Below are 21,971 nucleotides of genomic sequence, written 5' to 3'. Positions count from 1 at the left end.
ACGATAATACAAATAGATAATGATAATTAAAAGTAAATATTGCATTTCCCCTCCCTTTTTTTGGACTTATTTATTAGTCTTTTTACTGTCGTTTAGCTCCCAGGCTCAGTCAATTATCGTTAAAGGAAACGTATCAGATCCGGAAGGAAATCCTCTACAGGGGGTTAATGTCTACTTCCAGGGAACATTTAAAGGTAATGGCACCTTAAATGATGGTTCTTTTACTCTGGAATCAGACCTCCCAACACCTCAAATCCTGGTTTTTAGCATGATTGGATATGAAACTGTTACAGACACTATTTATCTGCCCGGCACTTATACCAAAAGTATTACTCTGGGCGAAAAAAATATGCTGGGCGAAGAAATTGTCGTTTCTGCATCTAGAGTAGAAGAAAGCATTCTTGTTTCTCCTGTAACAATAGAAAAACTGGACATCGTTGACCTTAGATTAATGCCTCAGGCTAATTTTTATGACGGATTATATAAATTAAAAGGGGTGGACATGAATGTCCAGAGCATTACTCTTCGAAATGTTAACACAAGGGGATTTAATGGAAATACCAACTTTCGTTTTAATCAGATAATTGACGGTGTGAATAACCAGGCACCGGGACTTAGTTTTAGTGCTGGAAATCTTCTGGGACTTCCCCCGATAGATGTAGAAAGTGTCGAATTAGTAACTGGAGCCTCCTCTGTAATCTATGGTCCTGGTGGTTTAAATGGCACATTGGTTATGACCAGCAAGGATCCTTTCGAGTACCATGGACTCTCAGGAAGTGTTCAAACAGGCTTAATGCGGTTTGGTGTGGACGAAGCTTCAAGTCCTACTCCATATTATGACATCAATATTAGGTATAGTAAGGTTTTAAGTAAAAAACTTGCCTTTAAGTTTGCCGGAAATTACCTGAAGGCAAAAGACTGGATTGCTAATGATTACAGAGATAAAAACAATATAGATGATCCATCGAGAAACCGACATAACACAACTAATTATGATGGTGTAAATATTTATGGCGATGAAATAGCCATTGACATTGGCGCAAGAGCACCGGAAATTGCCGATCAGGCCGCCATATCGCAGGGAGCTTCACCTGGCACAGACGAATATGATCAGATCTATAACACAGTTTTTAATGCATTTACTGAAGATGGTCCTTTTAAAGTGACCAGAAGTGGTTGGGCTGAAAAAGATCTGGTTAATTATGATGCATACAATGCAAAAGGTATTCTGTCAGCTCATTATAAATTTAATGAAAATACGACAGCTATTTTGCAAGGGGGAATGGCAGAAGGTCAGGCTGTTTATTCTGCTCAAAACAGATTTTCAATCAATGATTTCAGACTTTACAATATAAAAGCAGAATTAAAAAACCCTGATTATGAGATACGCTACTGGTGGGTAAAAGAAAATGCTGGCTATACCTATGATGCAGGGGCAACTGCAGCACTAATTAATGAAGCCTGGAAGCCCAGCGAAGTCTGGTTCCAGGATTATATCCAGGGTTACCTTACAGGTAAACTAGGGTTTAACTTAGATAGAGAAAATGCTCACAGGTTTGCTTTATTAAATGCAGATAACAGAGACATTAATGGAAATATACAAGATCCCGAAAAACCAGCTAAACCACTCGGTGGAACGGATCAATTTAATCAATACAAAAATCAGATTACAGACCTTCCTATCGGTCAGGGAGGATCAAGAGTATTAGACTTTAGCTCCCTAAGTCAGTTTGAAGGAATTTATAATTTCTCACGCCTGGTTAAAAAATTCGAACTGCTGGCAGGGGTTCAGTATAGGTATTTCAATATAGATAGCGATGGGACTATTTTTCACGACACCCCCGGCAACCCCATCAGAACTTACCAATTTGGAGGATTTGTTCAGTTTATTGATTCTTATTTTAATGACCGATTAAGAGTGAATCTATCATCAAGATATGATAAAGATGAAAATTTCAAAGGTAGATTTACACCAAGATTTTCCCTAGTCGCTTCTCTTGGTAAAGACAAGAAACACAATATCAGGTCGTCAATTCAATCGGCTTTCAGATTCCCTGCTATTGCAGACCAATGGGTAGATATTCAAGTAGGTCCTATACAGTCTATTGGGGGACAGGATGTAATTCTTGATAAATATGGGGTATTTACCGAACCAACTTATCCATTAAATGGATCTGACCCGGTTACTTCTGAGCCGGATACAACCACGATGTATGATGGAAAGCCACCTTTCAGAGCTGAAACGGTAGTTTCATATGAATTGGGATATAAAGGGTTGTTACTTCAAAAAAGTTTGATGATTGATGCAGAAATTTTTGTAAATGAATACGACGGATTTCAAGGTAATTTGCTGGTCGTACAAGATCCTTATACGCCGGAAGAACAACGATATCAGACTGTGATCAGTCAGGATCAAAAAGTAATAAACTGGGGCTGGGCTATGGGCGTCGACTGGATGCTTCCTTCAAGTTTTATTCTTGGAGGCAATGTTTCATATAGCACTCTTGGTGATAATCAGGAATTCCAGCAAGGATTTCAAACAAGGTTTAATACCCCGGAATACCGATATAATCTTTATCTGAACAAATATCGCCTATGGAAACAATTTGGCTTTGGAATTAACTGGCATTGGCAAGAGGCTTTTGTCTGGGAATCATCATTTGGAACTGGAAACATACCTGCATATGGAAGTTTAGATGTTCAGGTAACCTGGCGCTTACCAAAAATCAGATCTGCAATAAAAATCGGAGGTTCTAATATTCTGAATGACTATTATGTAACCAGTTTTGGTAGTGCTCAAATCGGAGGCTTATATTATGTGAAGTTTATTTATGATCAGAATTTATAATTCTTTGTTTATGCTATTGAGAATACAAAGACTCATGGATTAAACCATGTCTAACAGTTTTTCAATTGTATTTTTATTTCTCGTAGTCCCTGTAACCTTTAGTTTATTCTCAAATAAATTAGTATTTAGCTTTCCTGGACTGATATGATCGGGAATGGAATAGTAGATAACATCATCGATTATCTTAAACCGCTCTGGTTCGTATGCCTTCGGATCTTTCAATAATGATAACCTATCTTCTGATGGAAGGGCATCGAGAATCATAAAGTAAATCTTTTTTGAGGATCTGCCGTCTTCAATTATTTCGGGCAAACCTGCTAAAATCTTTTCTAATTTCTCAGGTTCGATAACAAGACAGGAAACATCGTATCCATATTTGTCTGAAATTAAGCTCCTGATATCCTCAGCGATATTACTTGAATCTTTTTTCCTGGTTTCAAAGACAATATTTCCACTTTGAATATAGGTTGAAACATTTTGTAGTCCTGAAGATTCAAGATGATCCCTGAGATCTTTCATCTTAATTTTATTCTTACCACTCACATTAATTCCACGTAACAGACAAATCTTTTTTTCCATAACCAAATATAAGTGAATTAGCTTTGTTTTAACATTAGAATATTATAATTTAATATAGGAATTATTCATAATTCCTATTACTTTCATACCTACCCTAACGGAGCTTAAAGATGAGATTTTTACCCGTATTTTTATTAATAATCACAATAGTTTCCTGTTCTAAAAAAGAAACACAAACTACTACATTAATTCAAATTCCGGTTGTTGAGGTAAAAAAAGACAGTATTAGCCTGGAAAGGGAATTTGTGGGCCAGGTTTATGGACAGAAAGACATCCCGATACGTGCGAGAGTATCCGGGTTTCTTGATGGAATTCATTTTAAAGAAGGTTTTCCGGTCAAAAAGGATCAGCTTTTATACACGATAGACTCACAACCTTTTAAAGAGTCAGTAGTAGCCGCTGAAAGTGATCTTGCAGCAGCCAACACAAGGTTGGTAAAAGCCCGGAATGATCTTGAAAGGATAAAGCCCCTGGCTGATATGAATGCGGTAAGTAAAAAGGACCTGGATGCGGCAATAGCTTCCCGGGATGCCGCCGAAGCAAGTCTTAAAGCGGCAAAAGCACAAGTTAACATGCAGGAAATCAACCTTGGATACACCAGCATCAAATCGCCAATTGATGGAATAATCGGAAAAACCAATGTAAAAGAGGGAGAATATATCGGCAATGCGCCCGGCTCTATCAATCTGAATACTGTTTCCAGAATAGATACGATTCATGTTGAATTTTTTCTAACTGAAAACGACTACCTCCAGATAATGGGTCATCTGGAGAAAAACCGTGGAGATGAAAGTCCTAGAAAAAAGGTGCCTCTAAAATTAGTATTAGCTGATGGTTCGGTCTTTCCATATCAGGGAATGGTTAAATTTATTAACAGACAGGTTGACGCTTCAACAGGCGCAATCCTGGTTCAGGCAGCATTTCCAAATCCTGAAGAAGTTATCCGCCCCGGACAATTTGCAAAAGTACGAGCAACAGTTGCTAGTATAAACGATGCTCTATTAGTTCCACAAAGAGCTGTATCCGAAATGCAGGGAAGGTTTTCAGTCTGGAAGGTAAATGAGAATAACCAGGTAGAACAACAACAAATAGAAATTTTATCTCAATATCATGATTATTATATCGTGAAATCCGGATTAAAGGCCGGAGACAAAATAGTTCTTGAAGGTATCCAAAAGGTATCCAACGATGTTAAAATTGACCCGATTCTAACTGACTTTAATTCCCAGGTTACAAAAAACTGATCTGAAAAATGAATAACCTCGATGATAAGCACATCTTTTTTGTTAGAAGACCTATTGTAGCAATTGTCATTGCGATATTTCTGGTGATCATCGGTGGTGTTTCTCTTTTAGGTCTCCCGATCGAACAATATCCCAATATCACCCCTCCAGTGGTGAGAGTTTCAACTTCATTTACCGGTGCCAATGCAATTAGTGTGGAACAGTCTGTAGCTGCTCCGCTCGAACAGCAAATAAATGGAGTGGAAAACATGCTTTACATGAAATCCACCAACGCCAATGATGGTACAATGAGCCTGGAAATAACCTTCGACTTGGGAACCGATCCAGACATGAATACGGTTTTTACTCAAACACGAACTTCTGCTGCTACACCAAAACTACCTGAAGAAGTAAAAAGGCTTGGAGTAAAAACTGAAAAATCAATGCCTAATATCCTGATGTTAATTACGCTCTACTCCCCCGATGGCAGGTATGACCAGGAATTTTTAGGCAACTATGGAATAATTAATGTCCAGGATCAATTAGCCCGGATTAAAGGAATCGGCCGTGTCCAGGTTATGGGTGCGAGTGATTACTCGATGAGAGTCTGGGTAAAACCTGATATACTAGCCAAACTGGGCATAACCATTCCAGAGATTACCAATGCGATAAGGCAACAAAATGTCATCGTCCCCGGAGGTAAGTTTGGTGCAGAGCCTGCACCTCCAGGTACCGAATTCACCTATACAGTCAGGCTTCCTGACAGACTGGTTACTGAAAAAGAATTTGAAGACGTGGTGATCAGGTCTCATGCGGACGGAAGCCAGGTTAAGATTAAAGATATTGCTCGTGTTGAATTGGGCACAGAATCATATAATTCTTTTACAAGATTAAACGGGCAAGAGTGTTCAATTCTGGCCCTCTACCAGGCTCCCGGATCTAATGCAGTTGAGTTGGCTGAAAATGTCAATCAAACTATGGAGGAATTATCCAAAAATTTCCCCGATGGAATAGAGTATGCAGTATCTCTCGACGCTACAGAACCTATTGTGGCTGGAATTAACGAAATCATTGAAACACTGATCATCGCATTGTTACTGGTTATTTTGGTCGTCTTTATCTTTATACAAGACTGGAGGGCAACTCTAATCCCTACTTTGGCTATTCCGGTATCTCTGGTAGCAGCTTTTATGCTTTTTCCTTTGCTGGGATTTACAATCAATACTCTTTCGCTGCTTGGATTAGTATTGGCTATTGGTATAGTAGTTGACGATGCCATTGTCGTAGTCGAAGCTGTGCAGGTGAATATGGATAATGGTATGGACCCAAAACAGGCTACCAGTGCAGCGATGCGTGAAGTAACTGCACCGGTAATTGCAACAACCCTGGTCATGGTCGCCGTATTTATTCCAGTTGCTGCAATGGCTGGTATTACCGGTAGCCTTTATCAGCAGTTTGCCATAACAATCGCTGTTTCAGTGGTTTTCTCGTCAATTAATGCCTTATCCTTGAGCCCGGCGCTATGCTCTTTATTACTCAAACCAAAATCTGATAAAAAAGGTCTTTTGGATAAGTTCTTTGACAAATTCAATAATTGGTTTGACAGAAGCACCCAGTCTTATACATCATATGCCAGTGTAATTACCGGAAAGTTTAAGAGGGGAATTGTATATATTTTGATCACCGGTCTGGCAGCCTGGTTTGTAGGAGCTAATATCCCATCCGGCTTTTTACCGGAAGAAGACCAGGGATATTTCTTTGTTAACATTCAGTTACCAAACGCAAGTTCTCTTCAACGATCAGACCAGGTAGCAAAAAAAGTTGAAGACATTCTAATTGAAAATGAAAATGTTGAATATGTCACAACTGCAACGGGTTTCAGCATGCTGGCAGGTTCGTTCATTCCTAATTCAGGATTTATTTTCGTAAAACTTAAGAATTGGGATGAAAGAGACATAACTGTTAATGAAATGCTCAGGCAATTCAACGTTAAATTTGCGACGCTAATTAAAGAAGCCCAGGTATTTACTTTCGGCCCACCGGCTATCCCTGGCCTGGGAAATGGTTCTGGCTTCAGCATCATGCTTCAGGACAAAGAAGGCAAAGACCCTGGTTACTTAGCAAAAAACACTTATGCATTTATTCAGGCTGCTCAACAAAGACCCGAGATTGCATCTGCTTTTACAACATTTCAAGCCGGCGTACCTCAAAGGTCAATGGCACTGAATACCGAGAAAATCCTTAAAGCAGGTGTTAGCTTAAACGACATTTACAGTACTTTCGGAGCATTTTTAGGTGGCGCATATGTCAATGATTTTAACAGGTTTGGCCGCCTATACAAAGCCTATGTACAGGCAGAACCTGAATACCGACAGAGTGAAGAAGGACTTAATCTATTTTATGTTAAAAATAATAAGGGTGAAAATGTGCCCGTTTCCACCTTTGTTACTGTCAATAAAACTTCAGGCCCTGATTATACAAACAGATTCAACCTGTACAGGGCAGTAGAAGTTACCGGTGCACCCGCCCGGGGATATAGTTCAATTGATGCCTTGAATGCGCTGGAAGAAGTTGCTACAGAAACGCTCCCTGAAAACATGGCCTATTCATTCAATGCCATGAGTTACCAGGAGAAGAAATCATCTGGTCAATTGGGAATTATCTTTAGCTTCTCACTTTTCTTCGTATTTCTTATTCTCGCTGCTCAATATGAAAGCTGGTCTATGCCTTTTGCAATCTTGCTGGGTACTCCCTTTGCCGTATTGGGAGCACTCTTATTCCTTTATATTGCAAGGCTATTTAGTGAGTCTTTCCTGGTAAATATTTTTGCTCAAATATCGCTGGTAATGCTGATTGCCATGGCAGCTAAAAATGCTATCCTGATTGTTGAATTTGCCAAAATAAAATTTGATGAGGGGCTATCCTTATTTGATTCAGCAGTCGAATCAGCCAGGTTGCGTTTCAGACCCATATTGATGACGGCATTCTCTTTTATTCTTGGAATATTTCCTTTACTACTTGCAAGTGGATCGGGAGCTGAGGCCAGGAAAGTAATGGGAATGGCGCTGCTCGGAGGCATGACGCTAGCTACTATGCTGGGAGTCTTTCTTTACCCGATGCTATTTGTATTGGTCGGTAAAGTTGCAGGATATGAAAAGAAAAGAGATCTCATTTCTAAATCTGTAAACAGAACTGAAAATGAATAGATCAATCTTTTACATTTTTAGCCTGTTAATTTTATTCTCTTCCTGTAAAGTGGGACAGAATTATAAGGGTGTTGAAGTTGAAGTTCCCGATGAATTTCGTGTAAAAAACCCCGCTTTCTCAAATATTGATATCACTGTAAACACGGATACTCTTTTTACTGATTCGCTGATAGACATTAGCTGGTTTTCGATCTTCAATGATCCGGTGTTAGACTCATTGGTGAAATCTGCATTAGAAAATAATCAGGATCTTAAAATTGCTGCAGAGAATATTACTCAGGCTCAATTTAACCTGATCATCCAACGATCTAATCTACTACCTTACTTTGGGTATGAAGCAAATATTACCCGGGGAAATTTCTTAAATGGAAACATCGGCAGCACCCAAAACTTCGCATATGGCACAGGGTTTATGAACTGGGAACTAGATTTCTGGGGTAAATACCGGAGATTAAATGAGGCAGCCAAAGCACAGATTCTGGCTTCTGAATATGGCTACAGATCTATCCAAATTAGCTTATTAGCTACTTTGGCCGATGCATATTTCCAACTTCTGGAACTCAGAAAAAGACTGGAGATATCTGAACAAACTTTAACTCTTAGAGATAGCATGCTCTACATAATTGAAGCCCGGTTTGACCGTGGGATAATACCCGGCATCGATCTAAACCAGGCTCAAATACAACGAGCAATTGCTGCCAGTACAATCCCCGTTTTCGAAAGGGAAATAATTAAAACAGAAAACCTGATCAGTGTCCTTACCGGCACAAATCCAAAATCTATCCCAACAGGAATTGATATTTATAAACAAGACACATCAATAATAATTCCTGAGGTTTTACCAATTGAGTTACTTACCCGAAGGCCGGATATTATGGTAGCAGAACAAGAAGTAATCATTCAAAATGCACTTGTTGGAGTTGCTCAGGCAAACAGGCTTCCTTCACTCAGCCTAAATGGCGCTATTGGTTATGCAATGACCGATCCGCTAAGTTTTAGCAACGGGACAATGATCTGGAGTATAGGAGGATCAATCCTGGGGCCACTTTTTAATTGGAACAGACTAAAAAGAATTGCCGACTCTGAAAAAAGCAAAAGAGAACAGTCTCTATATAGCTATGAAAGAACGTTATTAAATGCGTTTCGCGATGTTGAAGATGTAACAATAGAAATTTCTACACTTGAAAAAGAACTTATTGCAAGAAGGCAACATGTAGAAGCGGCAGCCAGTGCACAAATGCTTTCTCAAAACAGATACGATCAGGGTCAGACCAGTTACCTGGAATACCTTGAATCTCAAAGACAATACTTTGAATCTCAGCAAAACCTGGCCGGTACACTTCGACAATTACTTTCCGCATACGCAAGTCTCTACAAAGCACTTGGTGGTGGTTGGGACATCAATGAATAAAACACTCCCTCCAAAATACATTTATTATCTTCAATAGTCAACCTACTAAAATTCAATTTTAAATACATAAAAATTAAATTCAGCCAAACAATACCACAAAAGTCAACCCTTTCAATTTCATTAAAAGTTAGATAAAAAATACACTACAATCCATATTTGAGATCTAACCGAATAAAAACATGAAATTAAAAAATAAAGTAGCAATCATTACCGGAGGTGCATCAGGTATAGGATATGCCACCGTTGAAAAGTTCATCAATGAAGGCGCCGATGTAGCAATCTGGGATGTTCAGGAAGAAAAAGGAAATAAGGCTGTTTCAGATTTCTCTGGTGGCGATACAAAAATCAAATTCTATAAAGTTGACACAACAGATTTAAAAGCTGTTGAGAATGCTGCTGAAGCTGTATATCAGGATTTTGGTAAAATAGATATCCTGGTTAATAATGCCGGGATCACTAAGGATGCAACCCTGGCGAAAATAACTGAAGAACAGTGGCAAAATGTAATTGACGTTAATCTTAGTGGTGTTTTCTATTGCACTAAAGCAGTAAGCAAATACATGATCGAACAAGGGTCAGGTAGAATTATCAATGCTTCATCAGTTGTTGGGCTATATGGAAATTTTGGTCAGACTAATTACGTGGCTACTAAGGCTGGAGTAATCGGCATGACCAAAACATGGGCTAAAGAACTTGGAAGAAAAGGAATTACAGTAAATGCAGTTGCTCCTGGTTTTATTGCCACTGAAATGATCGAGACGATCCCTCAGAAAGTGATCGATATGATCAATGGCAAAACTCCACTGGGACGATTTGGCAAACCCGAAGAAATCGCCAATGTATATGCTTTTCTATCCTCAGATGAAGCTTCTTTTATCAGTGGAACGACAATCAGTGTCGATGGAGCTGTAACCCTTTAAACTGAACTAACCATGAGAAACGCCATTATTGCAGGCACAGGATCATATGTTCCTGAGCTTACTCTTACAAATAAGCACTTTAACGAACAGCTGGGTGAAGATGTGGATACCTGGCTAGTCGAAAACTTAACTATTCGTGAAAGACATTGGTGTAAAGAAGATGAATCCACTGCTGATCTATGTGAAAATGCAGCAATTGAAGCATTAAAGGCAGCAGACCTGAATGCCGAAGATCTGGATATGATTATTGTATCTACCGATACTCCGGAATTTATTTCACCATCAACAGCTTCAGTTGTCCAGCACAGAATCGGAGCTAAAAGAGCCGGAACTTTTGATCTCAACACGGCTTGTGCAGGATTTGTCACTGCACTCGATACAGCTTCAAAATACATTAAAGCTGATGATCAATACAAAAATATTCTTGTAATTGGAGCTTACGCAATGAGTAAGCACCTGAATAAGGAAGACAAAAAAACGGTCACCTTATTTGCTGATGGCGCGGGTGCCGTAATCCTAAAATCTACAGAAGAACCCGACAGGGGCTTCATGAGTGCACATCAGTTCACTTGCGGTGAGTATCATGACTGGATGGGTATCTATTCCGGAGGCGCTAAACAACCGGTTACCACTGATGTACTGACTGACAGAACTCACCAACTCCAGTTCGTCAAAAAGTTTCCCAAAGAGCTTAATCCAACCAACTGGACAGAAATGGCTCAACGATTAATGAAAGAGAACGATCTCAGTCCTGAAGATGTGAAAATGTTCTTCATGACTCAGATCAATATAAGCAGCATCCATCAAATGCTGGACAACCTGGGGCTGCCACATGACAAAGCTCACTACATCATGGATCGATATGGCTATACCGGTTCTGCTGCAATTCCAATGGCTCTTGATGAAGCTGTCAAAGAAGGAAAAGTGTCAAAAGGTGATATCGTATTTTTTATCGGCTCCGGTGGTGGATTAGCATTCGCAGCGGCTGCATTTAAACTCTAAAAGCATGGAAATTTCATCATTAACCATATTATTATTGATTGGGTATGGTCTTTTCGTAGCTTTTCTCATTTTTAAGGGCTCCGGAAAAACTCAAAATATAAATGATTATGCACTAGGTAACCTTAGATTCTCCCCGGCATTCGTCGGACTTTCACTGGCAGCTTCAACAACTAGCGCTGCAACTTTCATAATTAACCCCGGGTTGATCGGTAAATATGGCATCAGCGGTTTCATCTCTTACGGGCTGGTGCTACCTGCCGCTGCTATCATATCTTTAATCATACTTTCAAAAAAATTCAGAAAATTCGGCGCTAAAGTTTCAGCAATTAGTCTGGCTCAATGGATTGGCAAACGATATAAAAGCGAAAATTTTAACTTGTTTTTTGCTTTCTTATCACTGTTGCTCATCACATTTATAGTGCTTATCTGTGTTGGAATTACCCAGGTACTGTCAGCAGCACTCAATACTGACCCTGTTTGGGTTCTTGCCGGGGTTGTGATCGTCGTTTTCAGTTATATGATGATCGGTGGAGCAAATGCTATGGTATATACCAATACTCTGCAGGCTTTTTCCATGTTGATCGTTGCTGTAATATTAATTTCTTCCGGCTTTGAATACTTTGGTGGTGGGATAGATGGTTTTCTTGGCAGACTAGAAGACATTAATCCAATATTAGCGAAACCTTTAAACCCCGAAAGCTATCTCTTCAGAGATTATTTCGAAATCATTTTTTGCCAGATAATGGTCGGCATAGCAGTCATCTGTCAGCCTCATATTCTGACAAAATCACTATTACTGAAAAGTGACAAGGAAGTAAATAAGTACCTGGTTGCCGGAACCATTGTTCAGACCATATTCTTCCTGGTTATCGTTGTTGGATTATATGCACGAATCACATTTCCAGACATGACCTATCAAGGTGAAGCAATCGCGCCTGATTCGTTAGTGTCTACCTACGTAATTAGTCAATTTCCAAAATACATCGTTTTACTTCTTATTTTCGGTTTGATCTCAGCGGGAATGTCTACATTAGAAGGTCTGATCCAGGCGCTATCGACAACAATAACTGCAGACCTAATTGGAGGTATAAAAGCTAAAACCCCAGGTAAAAAGAACTTTTCTGATAGGCAGAGTATCAGAATAAATAAAGCAGTTATTATAGTCCTGGCTATTTTATCATTCTTTTTTAGCTATCGTCAACTTATTGATCCGGATTTAAGTGTTGCAATTTTTGCTCAAAATGGAGTTTACGCTTATTTTTCAGCAGCGTTTGTGCCAGTGATATTCGGAATGTTCTTCAGGAATGTCCCAAAGGTCGCACCTGTTACAGCAGCAATTACAGCTGTAGTTGTGCACTTCACTATTTATTATCTTGAACTTACGCCCTATATGGATGCTCCGGTAAAAAATCCGGCTATTCCGTCTGCGATAGCAATTTTATCATCTGTCATAACAGGTGGACTATTTTTCATCATTTACAGAAAAAAGGAACATGACAACAGACTGGTTTCAAAAATGGAGCGGGTATCAGCCTGAAAAGACTGCTGTTAAAGTCGCAGATGGAAGTATTTCTTATACCTATGAAGAAATCAATAATTCTGCCTGTGAACTTTCGAATTATTTTATTGATGAATTAAACATCAGGAAAGGCGACCGCATATTAATATTATCAAGCTTCAATCCTGAATACATTTCTTTATTTAGCGTTGCGCAAAAAACCGGCATAATTTTGGTTCCTGTTAACTACAGACTATCAGCCGCTGAAATAGCTTACCTGGTTAAAAACTCAGACCCTTCATTGATTATTTATGAAGAACAATTTTCAGATCTTCTTAAAGATGTCAATAATAGTTTTCAGTCAGGCGCGATTAAATGGAGTGAACTAAAGTCACGGGTAGAAAAAAGCAAAAACACACTACAAGTCTTTAAAAACATACCTGTAGAAAGTGATCATCCTTGTTTGATCCTATATACTTCCGGAACCACCGGATTTCCAAAAGGTGCAATTTATACCCACGGCATGATGCTCTGGAACAGTCTCAATACGGCAATCAGGCTTAGACTTACCAGCGATGACACAACTCTTATGGTAATGCCGCCATTCCATACCGGTGGCTGGAATGTTCTTACCACCCCGGTATTACATTTCGGGGGCACCATAATATTGATGCCCAAATTTGACTCTGGCAGGACATTACAATTATTAGAAAGTGAAAAAATATCCATTTTTATGGCTGTACCGACCATGGTCAAAATGATGATGGAAGAGAACAATTTTACTTCTATTGATTTTTCCAAATTAAGATATATGATCGTCGGTGGTGAAGCTTTACCAGTTAATACAATCGAAAAATGGGCTGAATGTGGTGTCCCGATTAGGCAGGGGTACGGACTAACTGAAGCCGGACCTAACATTACTTCACTTGAAGCTGAAGATGCCATTAGAAAGAGAGGAAGTATTGGTTTTCCTAATTTTTATGTGAAAACAAGACTCGTCAAAGAAGATGGAACAGATGCACTGCCTGATGAAAGTGGTGAGTTATGGATCAGTGGCCCTGTAGTCACACCCGGATACTGGAGAAACAAGGAGGCTACTCGCAAAGCTTTTTCAGAAGAGTGGTTCAAAACTGGTGATATTCTTAAAAGCGATACAGATGGTTATCTATATGTGGTTGATAGAATTAAGAATATGTTCATTTCAGGTGGTGAGAACGTATACCCAGCAGAAGTAGAAAGAAGAATTCTTGAACACGACCTGGTTAGCGAAGCAGCCGTAATTGGAGTTCCTGACAAAAAATGGGGTGAGGTAGGTAAAGCTTATATTGTAGTCAGGGAGAACTGCAACTTATCCGAAGAAGAAATAAATGCATTTTGCAAGGATGGACTTGCTAAATTCAAAGTACCAAAGTTCTTTATTTTCCTCCACGAATTGCCAAAAAATGACACCGGGAAAATAGATAGAAAACAATTATCCATTTATGAATAATTATTTTAATCTCTTTCCATTTAACTTTTGAATTGTGTTATTTTAAGCCAAGAGCAATCTGAGCGGGAGTCAAATGAAGAAGCAGAAATTAAAAAAGTTCATCGATTTTGCATCGGGATTACTTCCCCATGAAATAAAATATCTATTAGATGTTCAGCAATTTGAAGACCCTGATAATCTTACTATACTAAATCAAACTAATGAATTTGTAAATAAGAATGCTGATAATAATATTTTCAGCACTCATATTGACAAAAGAAAGTTTTCGAGAATCATGCGCTGGATGCAGGAAAAACTGCGCTCAGCAGATGTGGATGCTGAATTTAGTCTCCTTATCGAGCTCGAAAATAATCTGATGAATGACAACTTATCTCAGCATCAGGAAAAACAACTTCTAAGACTAATAAATAATACCGAGCAAGATGAATATTATTTCATGAAACGGTATGAGTTGGGGTTGCACTTTCTAAACTTCCTGCTGGTAAGAATGCGGCACAAGGAATACCATATTATAGAAGACTTTATTAACAAATATAAATCTCAATACGACCACTGCCGCATGGTCTATATGAGAATACAAAAAGCGACAAATGATATTATTCAACAGTATACCTATAATGATATCGAATCGCGACAATGGGAGAGCTGGCTGTTGACTATATTCCGCGATCCGTTAATGGATGGAATGAACAGGTATTACGCATTGGTCAGACTAATATTTTTATACTTTAATTATAACCTTCAGGATAAAATGGAGGCCTTATTCGAAGAGATCGACCCTGTTCTAGCCTCAGGCAAATTTTACAGCCGACGAATTCTAATCAATTATTACGGAAACAGATTATTGTATCACTCAAAGGCAAACCGGTTAGACCTCGCTGAAAAATACGGATGGCTTTCGATCAGTGAGAAAAACAGCGACTACCTTCATTATGTTAATAATCTTTGTGCTGTACTCTTGAAAAAAGGAACATTAAATGATGCTCTGAAATTAATGCAGGATGTATTTCCTGATGTAAAAACGACCTCAAACTTTCATCATAAAACAAGCTTTACCGCTCAATATATTACAGCACTTACACAAAACGGACAATATAAAGAAGCAGCTCAACATGCAGAGATATTTCTCATGGCTAACAAAAATGAGATTTTAAGACATCGCTGGCATTTGTTTTTCAGTGTCTTTTTCAGGTCACTTTTTTTAAAGGGTGATTACAAAAAAATAATTCAATACGCTCAAAAATTAAATCTCATTGAAAAAGAAAGAAAATATTTGAAGAGAATAAAATCATTACCAACTATCCAATGGTATTACGAAGCTGCAAGGTATAAATCTGAAATAACTGAAATCAATGAACTAAACCATTCTCTGGAATTTATTTTGAATGGAAGCGAACATCCGGAAAAACAAAAACAAATAATCGAAGAGCTAAAAACGGAAATCAGAAAAAAAATCCCCGAGGCTAAAATAAAATAGTCGAGCCAACATTTTAAAAGAATAAATACTCCAATAGCTTTTTAAAACTATTTTTTGAAGTTTTAAAACACAAAAGTCAACCCTTATAGAATTTTTATTGGCATTTACTAAAGACCACACACTATTACATTAGTAAAACGATTAAATATAAAATTTTTAAAAGGACATTGAGACAATTCATAAAAATACTATCGGTAACCTATTTGATAATTCTTAATCCAATGAACACAAAGGCGCAAGATGCATTTATGGAATTACAATACCCCTACCCAATGAATGAACAGGAGGTAGTGAACGATATAAAAATTGCATTTGCTGACATTGGAAAAGGAGATCCGATATTATTTATTCACGGCATGGGCAGTTATGCACCAGCCTGGAAAAAGAACGTATCAGAACTTAAAAAGAATTTTCGTTGCATTGTTGTTGACCTCCCCGGATATGGCAAATCTTCTAAAGGGAAATTTGAAGCGAACATGAGTTTTCATAAAAAACATCTTTTTGCTTTGATGGATTCTTTACGTATCAAAAACTTTCACATTGCAGGTCATTCAATGGGTGCACAAATCGCAATCCATATGGCATTGGAAAATCCAGACAGAATAAAATCACTTATTTTATCTGCACCTGCTGGTATTGAAACTTTTAACGAGCCACAGAAAGCTATGTTCAGAGCAATTACTCCGGAACAAACAGCATCAGTAAGCGACGAACAATACAGAATCAATCTGGAAGCCAACTTTCATAAAATGCCTGATGATGCCGAATTCATGTATAACGATCGAATGATGATAAAAGAATCTCCAGACTTTATGAATTATTGTTACACGATCACGCAAGGTATAAGAGGCATGGTTAACGAACCCGTATTTGAACGGTTAGGAGAGCTTAAAACCCCTGTATTAATACTATATGGAAAACAAGACAAACTAATACCAAATAAATTCATTCACCCGAAAATGAGCACCGCAGATATTGCTCAAATAGCGGATGAAAAAATACCACAATCACAAACCGAATTAATTGAAAACGCCGGCCACTTCGTTCATTTCGAACAAGCTGAAAAAACCAACAAGCTTATCATGAATTTTATAAACTAAAAAAAATAAATGTAGAACCGAAAAACCCAACCCTTATAACCATGAAAAACAAATTACTAATAATCTGCCTGCTCTTAATAGCGGGCATCGAGCCAGTTCTTGCTCAATATACCGTCAGCGGAAAAGTAGTGGATGCTGATAATGATCAGGGAATGGCCGGAGTCAATGTATTTATTGAAGACACCCGTACCGGGGTAATCACAGAACCCAATGGCACCTTTTCTATTAAAATAGAGAACGATGATAGCGTTACCTTAATGTTTACTTTCATTGGATTTGAAACAATCACTAAAACTGTGCCTGGTGGATCTGATGTTGACCTTGGAACAATAACTATGAATCCATCTATTCAGGAAATGGATGAAGTAGTTGTTTCCGTAACAAGAAAACCGGAAAAAATCACTGAAGCTCCGGCATCAATTTCTGTAATTGATTCCGAAGACCTTGATCTAATGCCAACCTATAATATTGGCGAATTTCTAAACAAAGTTCAGGGTGTAGAAGCTGTAAGATCAGGTGTGATCGGCGTGGGTATCAACGCCAGAGGCTTCAACTCTGCTTTTAACGTAAGAATGCTGCAATTAAACGACGGAAGAAATGGAATGCTACCGGGTGGAACCGGACTCCCAGCAGGCATTTATAACACAATCATTAAAGAAGACATTGAAAGAGTAGAGGTTGTAGTCGGACCAGCTTCTGCACTATACGGACCTAATGCACATGCTGGTGTTATAAATACGATCACCAAAGATCCACGATCATCAGAAGGAACTACAATTGTATTGGGAGCAGGAAATCAAAGTCAGCTTTCGTTCAGAGGCCGACACGCTCAGGTAATCGACAATAGTCCGCTTTCATTTAAAGTGAACTTTGAATATACCAAAGGTGAAGACTTTGAGTTCGTTGATACTGTCTACACCCCATCTGCAGGGGCACAACCTGAACTTGATCCGGATTTTGATTTTGAAATCATCCGAACCAACGCAGCTTTATATTATGAATTGAATAATTCAACAGATATAATTTTAGACTATGGCTACGGACAAGGATCAAATATCGGCGTAACAAACCTTGGAAGAAACCAGATCGATGGCTGGACCTTCCAATATCTAAATGCACGACTGGTATCTGACCATTGGTATGCAACAGTATATAACACCTGGAATGACGCAGGATATACTTATCAAATAAATGGCAGAACTAATAATTACCATGCATTACTAGCTATGGGCGAAAGTGAAGCAGATGCTAAAAGAAAATCCCTCCTGCCTGCTGAGGAAGGTGGTATAGGATTCCCTGGCTTCATTGATAAAAGTCAAAGATTCAATGCTGAAGTTCAATATAACAACACCATCGGCGAAGACCTTTATTATGTAGTTGGAGCAAACTTCCAGAGAGACATCGCTGATAGTGAAGGAACTTACCTTTACGATGTTAACGGACCAATCAAAATTAATCAGTTTGGAGCCGTACTTCAGGTAGAGAAACCAATCGGAGAAATTTTCAAATTCGTTGGTGCTGCTCGAATGGACAAACACGATTACTACGATATTCAGTTTAGTCCAAGATTGGCTATGACTGCAAAAGCCGGAAAAGGTAATTTCCGATTAACTTATAGCCGTGCATATGCTGCGCCTTCAATCCAGTTCATGGAGTTCTTGTTTCCATTTGCAGGAGGAGCAATAATCGGTAGTGGAGAAGGACTTACTACACGTGAATTCACTCAAAGCTTAATCGACGGATCAATAACTTATGGTGATACCAGAACCATTGATCCCTTACAACCTGAAAAGGTAAATACATTTGAGTTTGGATATAAAGGAATGTTAGCTGAAAAACTTGCAGTTGATTTCACTTCGTGGTACTCAAAAAGCCGCGACTTCCTGAGCCCTGCAGTTTCTCTTTTCCAGGTAAACCCTGCAGAACTTACAATAACAGGTGAGCAAATTATTAAAAAAGGCGATACAGAAATCCCTGAAGAATATGGAAACTTGCACATCACTTACCTGAATTATGGTGAAGTAAGCTCCTATGGCTCTGATATAGGTTTAACTTATTTCATTAATAATAAATTTAGCTTTGGCGCCAAATATATGTTCTTCGATTCAGACATAACTGATGAAGATAAATTTGAAGATGATCCAGCTTTGGAAAATTTGTCTCCTGAAACGAGAGAGTCACTAAGAACTTTAAATGCACCAAACCACAGAGCGAACTTCAATTTTACAGCTGCGAACCTATTCGATAATAAATTCTCAGCGTCAATAAATGTTCGAATTGTTCCTGAATATGACTTCAGATCAGGACAGCAGATCGCTACAGCAGAAGGAGCTGGAACTCGAGTTCCGGGAACACTATATAACTATGGTCCTCTGGGCGGGTTTACTACCGTAGATCTTTCAGCAGGATATAAATTAAGTGATGTATTCCATGTTGGTGCATCAGTAACCAATTTATTTGATACAGAGCAAAGAGAGTTTGTAGGTTCACCAATGATTGGAAGACTTATAAATGCCGAGCTAAAAATAAATCTCGATTGGAATAAAAATTAATCCTGGGTAAATAAGAGGATTCTATTAGGTTATGCCCCGACGTTTTAGTCGGGGTATTTTTTTTATTGCCAGAAACCACCTAACGATTACGAATATTTATTTTATCTTAAATGGGAAATCATCTTAATATGAAGAAAATAAAAAGTAAAGACTTCAGGATTACCAAAAAGATCAGCCTCAAAGATATCCCGACATTAAATATGCTCGATTCAAATGAAGCCGAACTGGAAGAAAAACTTCTGGAGACAAGAGAAAAGCTGGGCGAGTTTCAGGATGTGCTGTATGCACATGGTAAATATGCTGTTCTGATTTGCCTTCAGGGAATTGATACTGCAGGAAAAGACAGCCTCATCAGAGAAGTATTTAAGGACTTCAACTCAAGAGGTGTGGTCGTTCACAGCTTCAAAGCTCCTTCATCAATTGAAAAAAAGCACGATTATTTATGGCGGCATTATCTGGCTCTACCGGCTAGAGGAAAGTTTTCGGTTTTTAACAGAACTCATTATGAAAATGTGATTGCTACACGCGTTCATCCTGAATACATTTTAAGTGAAAACATTCCGGGCATTGACTCTATTGATGATATCACGGATGAGTTTTGGAAAATGCGATTTGAACAAATTAATAATTTTGAAAAGCACATCTTTCAAAATGGCACCATCATTTTTAAATTCTTTCTTCACCTATCTAAAAAAGAACAAAAAAATCGTCTGATAAGAAGAATAGAAAAAAAAGATAAGAACTGGAAATTTAGTCCCGGAGACCTGAAAGAAAGAGAATTATGGGATGACTATCAAGTTTGCTTTGAAGAAGCTATCAATAACACCTCTACACCCTATGCCCCATGGTATGTAATCCCTTCAGACAGCAAGGATGCTGCAAGATTGATTGTCGCTGACATCATTTTTGATGAGCTTAAAGAATATAAAAATATTGAAGAACCAGAACTACCTGAAGAAATTCAATCAAAACTAAATGAATACAAAAACCAACTTGAAAATGAATAATTACTAACCAGAAATGATTGCAACCTTTAGTTTCTCAAGGTATTCTGTGGAAAATGATTCAAAAGAAGCAATGATCTCCTCCCTGACTTTCTCATCAAGTCTGCTTGTTGATAATTTTGAAAATGACATTTCCCTTCCATATTTAGGTTCCATTCTTCCAAAACGATTTTTTTCATATGGAAGAAAAGTTGGGTTATCTAAGTTAAGAATAATCTTATCATCGATCATTTTAAGAGTAACATGATACCTGATTGCACCAACTACTTTTTTTCCCAATAATATTTGAGATTTCAGATAGTACCCATCTATAAAACTGAAATAATCATTTTCTTTATCTGATACCAGAAATTTAAAATTATCAGACTCTTTTTTCCTGACCTTTTTAAAATCACTAAACTTCTCATTGAAGTCAAAGTTAATTTCAGATTTAATGTATACCGTATCAGATAAGGCCTTCTCCTTAAATTCTCGTACCTCTTTAAAAGGATTTAAGATCATTAGAGATGAAATCAATAAATAAAGCATAACAATATATAGTTAAAAAGGGAAATAATTGCGTGCAGAGTTAACACATCTCTGCACGCAATAAAGATTGTAATTAAAATGAGTAAACTGCTGCGAAAAGCAATTGTGAAGCAGACTGTGAAGGATCAGCATCACCATCAACAAACCACTCATTTTCGGCATTATCAAGCCTCACTTCGGTAATAAAAGTCATCGGCCCACTATAATAATTAAGTGTTAAAGTACTTGAGTAAACACTTTCAGAAGGAACAGTTATTCCTTCAACTTCATATTCCTTTACAGAGAAAAATTCTCCTCGATAACCCAGAGCAACCTTATCTGTAAATGAATATTGTGGATATAGAGCTACACCGGAATAACCTCCTGCGTCTTCCCCATCAGCTGAATAAGTTGCAGCATTCGCTCCGAGGTAGAAATCATCCGTAATTTGAAACCCGGTAGTTAAATCCAGAACTGATCCTGAAGGAGAACCAGACAAATAGTTTAGATAAACATCCCAGCCTTCAACAGGTGCGAGATATAACTGAGCACCAAAATCAGTAACACCATTTCCGTCTTCATAAACATTCCAATCATTGAACACACCCACCATCAAACTCACTTGATCAGAAAATGCATATTCAGCTTTTAAACCAGCATTTTGAAATGGTCCATTGGTAAATAAATATGAAGTACTGTAATTAAAATTTGCAGCTGGAGAAATAACCTCATAGCCAACAAAAGTACCCATATAACCTCCAGTAAGCGTTAGCTTATCAGTTAGAGCATAACTCATGTAGAGGTTTTGAATATTAATATAACGCTCGGTACCACCTCCATCAGTTAACGTTGGAATTGACTTAAAGCTTCTTGGACCAAAAGAAAACTCACCTACAAAAGAAACTTTTCCGGTACTATGGGAAAGACCTATATCCAGCATTCCAATTGCGACCGTATTTTGAGCATCGGCAAAACTTGTAGGAATATTTGATTCACCGGAGAAATCGTATTTATAATATATATCGGCAGATCCGGATATTTGTAATCCTGCAGACTTCATTTCTTCAACTACTTCTGCTTCCTGGGCAAATATGGCAGTATTCACCAGAAACAACGTTAAGATTAGTTTTGTTGCATTTTTCATCGACTTAGACG

At 38.2% G+C, this 21,971-nt stretch carries 15 protein-coding genes; 12 read left to right on the top strand and 3 right to left on the bottom strand.

Translation table 11 applies throughout. The features are described from left to right. Positions 1–19 precede the first annotated feature (19 nt). The gene (locus tag OO013_RS04090; protein ID WP_266055398.1) at positions 20–2,848 is read left to right on the top strand and encodes a TonB-dependent receptor; all 2,829 of its coding nucleotides are present in this window, start codon (positions 20–22) and stop codon (positions 2,846–2,848) included. 39 nt (positions 2,849–2,887) lie between these two features. On the opposite strand, the gene OO013_RS04085 is transcribed toward OO013_RS04090, so the two are convergent. Beyond that, positions 2,888–3,427 carry a DUF1697 domain-containing protein gene (locus OO013_RS04085; protein WP_266055397.1) on the bottom strand — a complete coding sequence of 180 codons (540 nt, stop codon included), beginning with the start codon at positions 3,425–3,427 and terminating at the stop codon, positions 2,888–2,890. 110 nt (positions 3,428–3,537) lie between these two features. Between OO013_RS04085 and OO013_RS04080 the strand changes: the two genes are divergently transcribed. From OO013_RS04080 to OO013_RS04030, 11 genes are all read left to right on the top strand, one after another. Then, positions 3,538–4,671, top strand: a complete 1,134-nt coding sequence (locus OO013_RS04080; RefSeq protein ID WP_266055396.1) for an efflux RND transporter periplasmic adaptor subunit — start codon at positions 3,538–3,540, stop codon at positions 4,669–4,671. Positions 4,672–4,679: 8 nt separating this feature from the next. Beyond that, positions 4,680–7,856: an efflux RND transporter permease subunit gene (locus OO013_RS04075; protein ID WP_266055395.1), complete on the top strand. Its 3,177-nt coding sequence runs from the start codon at positions 4,680–4,682 to the stop codon at positions 7,854–7,856. Beyond that, positions 7,849–9,267, top strand: coding sequence for an efflux transporter outer membrane subunit (locus OO013_RS04070; protein WP_266055394.1), 1,419 nt, complete (start codon positions 7,849–7,851; stop codon positions 9,265–9,267). Before OO013_RS04075 ends, OO013_RS04070 begins: the two co-directional genes overlap by 8 nt. A gap of 179 nt (positions 9,268–9,446) precedes the next feature. Next, complete coding sequence (fabG, locus tag OO013_RS04065; protein ID WP_266055392.1) at positions 9,447–10,187, top strand: 3-oxoacyl-ACP reductase FabG; 741 nt, start codon at positions 9,447–9,449, stop codon at positions 10,185–10,187. A 12-nt stretch (positions 10,188–10,199) separates the two neighbouring features. Then, positions 10,200–11,189 (top strand): 3-oxoacyl-ACP synthase III family protein, encoded by a 990-nt coding sequence (locus OO013_RS04060; RefSeq protein WP_266055390.1) that lies wholly within the window; start codon positions 10,200–10,202, stop codon positions 11,187–11,189. 4 nt (positions 11,190–11,193) lie between these two features. Next, entirely contained in the window at positions 11,194–12,726 is a 1,533-nt protein-coding gene (locus OO013_RS04055; protein ID WP_266055389.1) for a sodium/pantothenate symporter, read from the top strand. Continuing rightward, complete coding sequence (locus OO013_RS04050; protein WP_266055388.1) at positions 12,683–14,176, top strand: class I adenylate-forming enzyme family protein; 1,494 nt, start codon at positions 12,683–12,685, stop codon at positions 14,174–14,176. Before OO013_RS04055 ends, OO013_RS04050 begins: the two co-directional genes overlap by 44 nt. Before the next feature lie 73 nt (positions 14,177–14,249). Further along, a complete protein-coding gene (locus tag OO013_RS04045) occupies positions 14,250–15,653 on the top strand; it encodes a hypothetical protein (RefSeq protein ID WP_266055386.1) in 1,404 nt (467 codons plus the stop codon). 221 nt (positions 15,654–15,874) lie between these two features. Beyond that, positions 15,875–16,753, top strand: coding sequence for an alpha/beta fold hydrolase (locus OO013_RS04040; protein ID WP_266055385.1), 879 nt, complete (start codon positions 15,875–15,877; stop codon positions 16,751–16,753). A gap of 41 nt (positions 16,754–16,794) precedes the next feature. Further along, positions 16,795–19,305 (top strand): TonB-dependent receptor, encoded by a 2,511-nt coding sequence (locus OO013_RS04035; protein WP_266055384.1) that lies wholly within the window; start codon positions 16,795–16,797, stop codon positions 19,303–19,305. 128 nt (positions 19,306–19,433) lie between these two features. Then, the gene (locus OO013_RS04030; protein WP_266055383.1) at positions 19,434–20,312 is read left to right on the top strand and encodes a PPK2 family polyphosphate kinase; all 879 of its coding nucleotides are present in this window, start codon (positions 19,434–19,436) and stop codon (positions 20,310–20,312) included. 3 nt (positions 20,313–20,315) lie between these two features. Here OO013_RS04030 and OO013_RS04025 read toward each other — a convergent pair whose 3' ends face one another. Both OO013_RS04025 and OO013_RS04020 read right to left on the bottom strand, forming a co-directional pair. Next, entirely contained in the window at positions 20,316–20,837 is a 522-nt protein-coding gene (locus OO013_RS04025) for a hypothetical protein (RefSeq protein WP_266055382.1), read from the bottom strand. Between the two features lie 73 nt (positions 20,838–20,910). Then, the gene (locus OO013_RS04020; protein WP_266055381.1) at positions 20,911–21,960 is read right to left on the bottom strand and encodes an outer membrane beta-barrel protein; all 1,050 of its coding nucleotides are present in this window, start codon (positions 21,958–21,960) and stop codon (positions 20,911–20,913) included. Positions 21,961–21,971 lie beyond the last annotated feature (11 nt).

This window comes from Mangrovivirga halotolerans (genome assembly GCF_026241165.1).
Taxonomy (GTDB): Bacteria; Bacteroidota; Bacteroidia; order Cytophagales; family Cyclobacteriaceae; genus Mangrovivirga; species Mangrovivirga halotolerans.
This window is presented reverse-complemented; position numbering and strand designations above follow the sequence as displayed.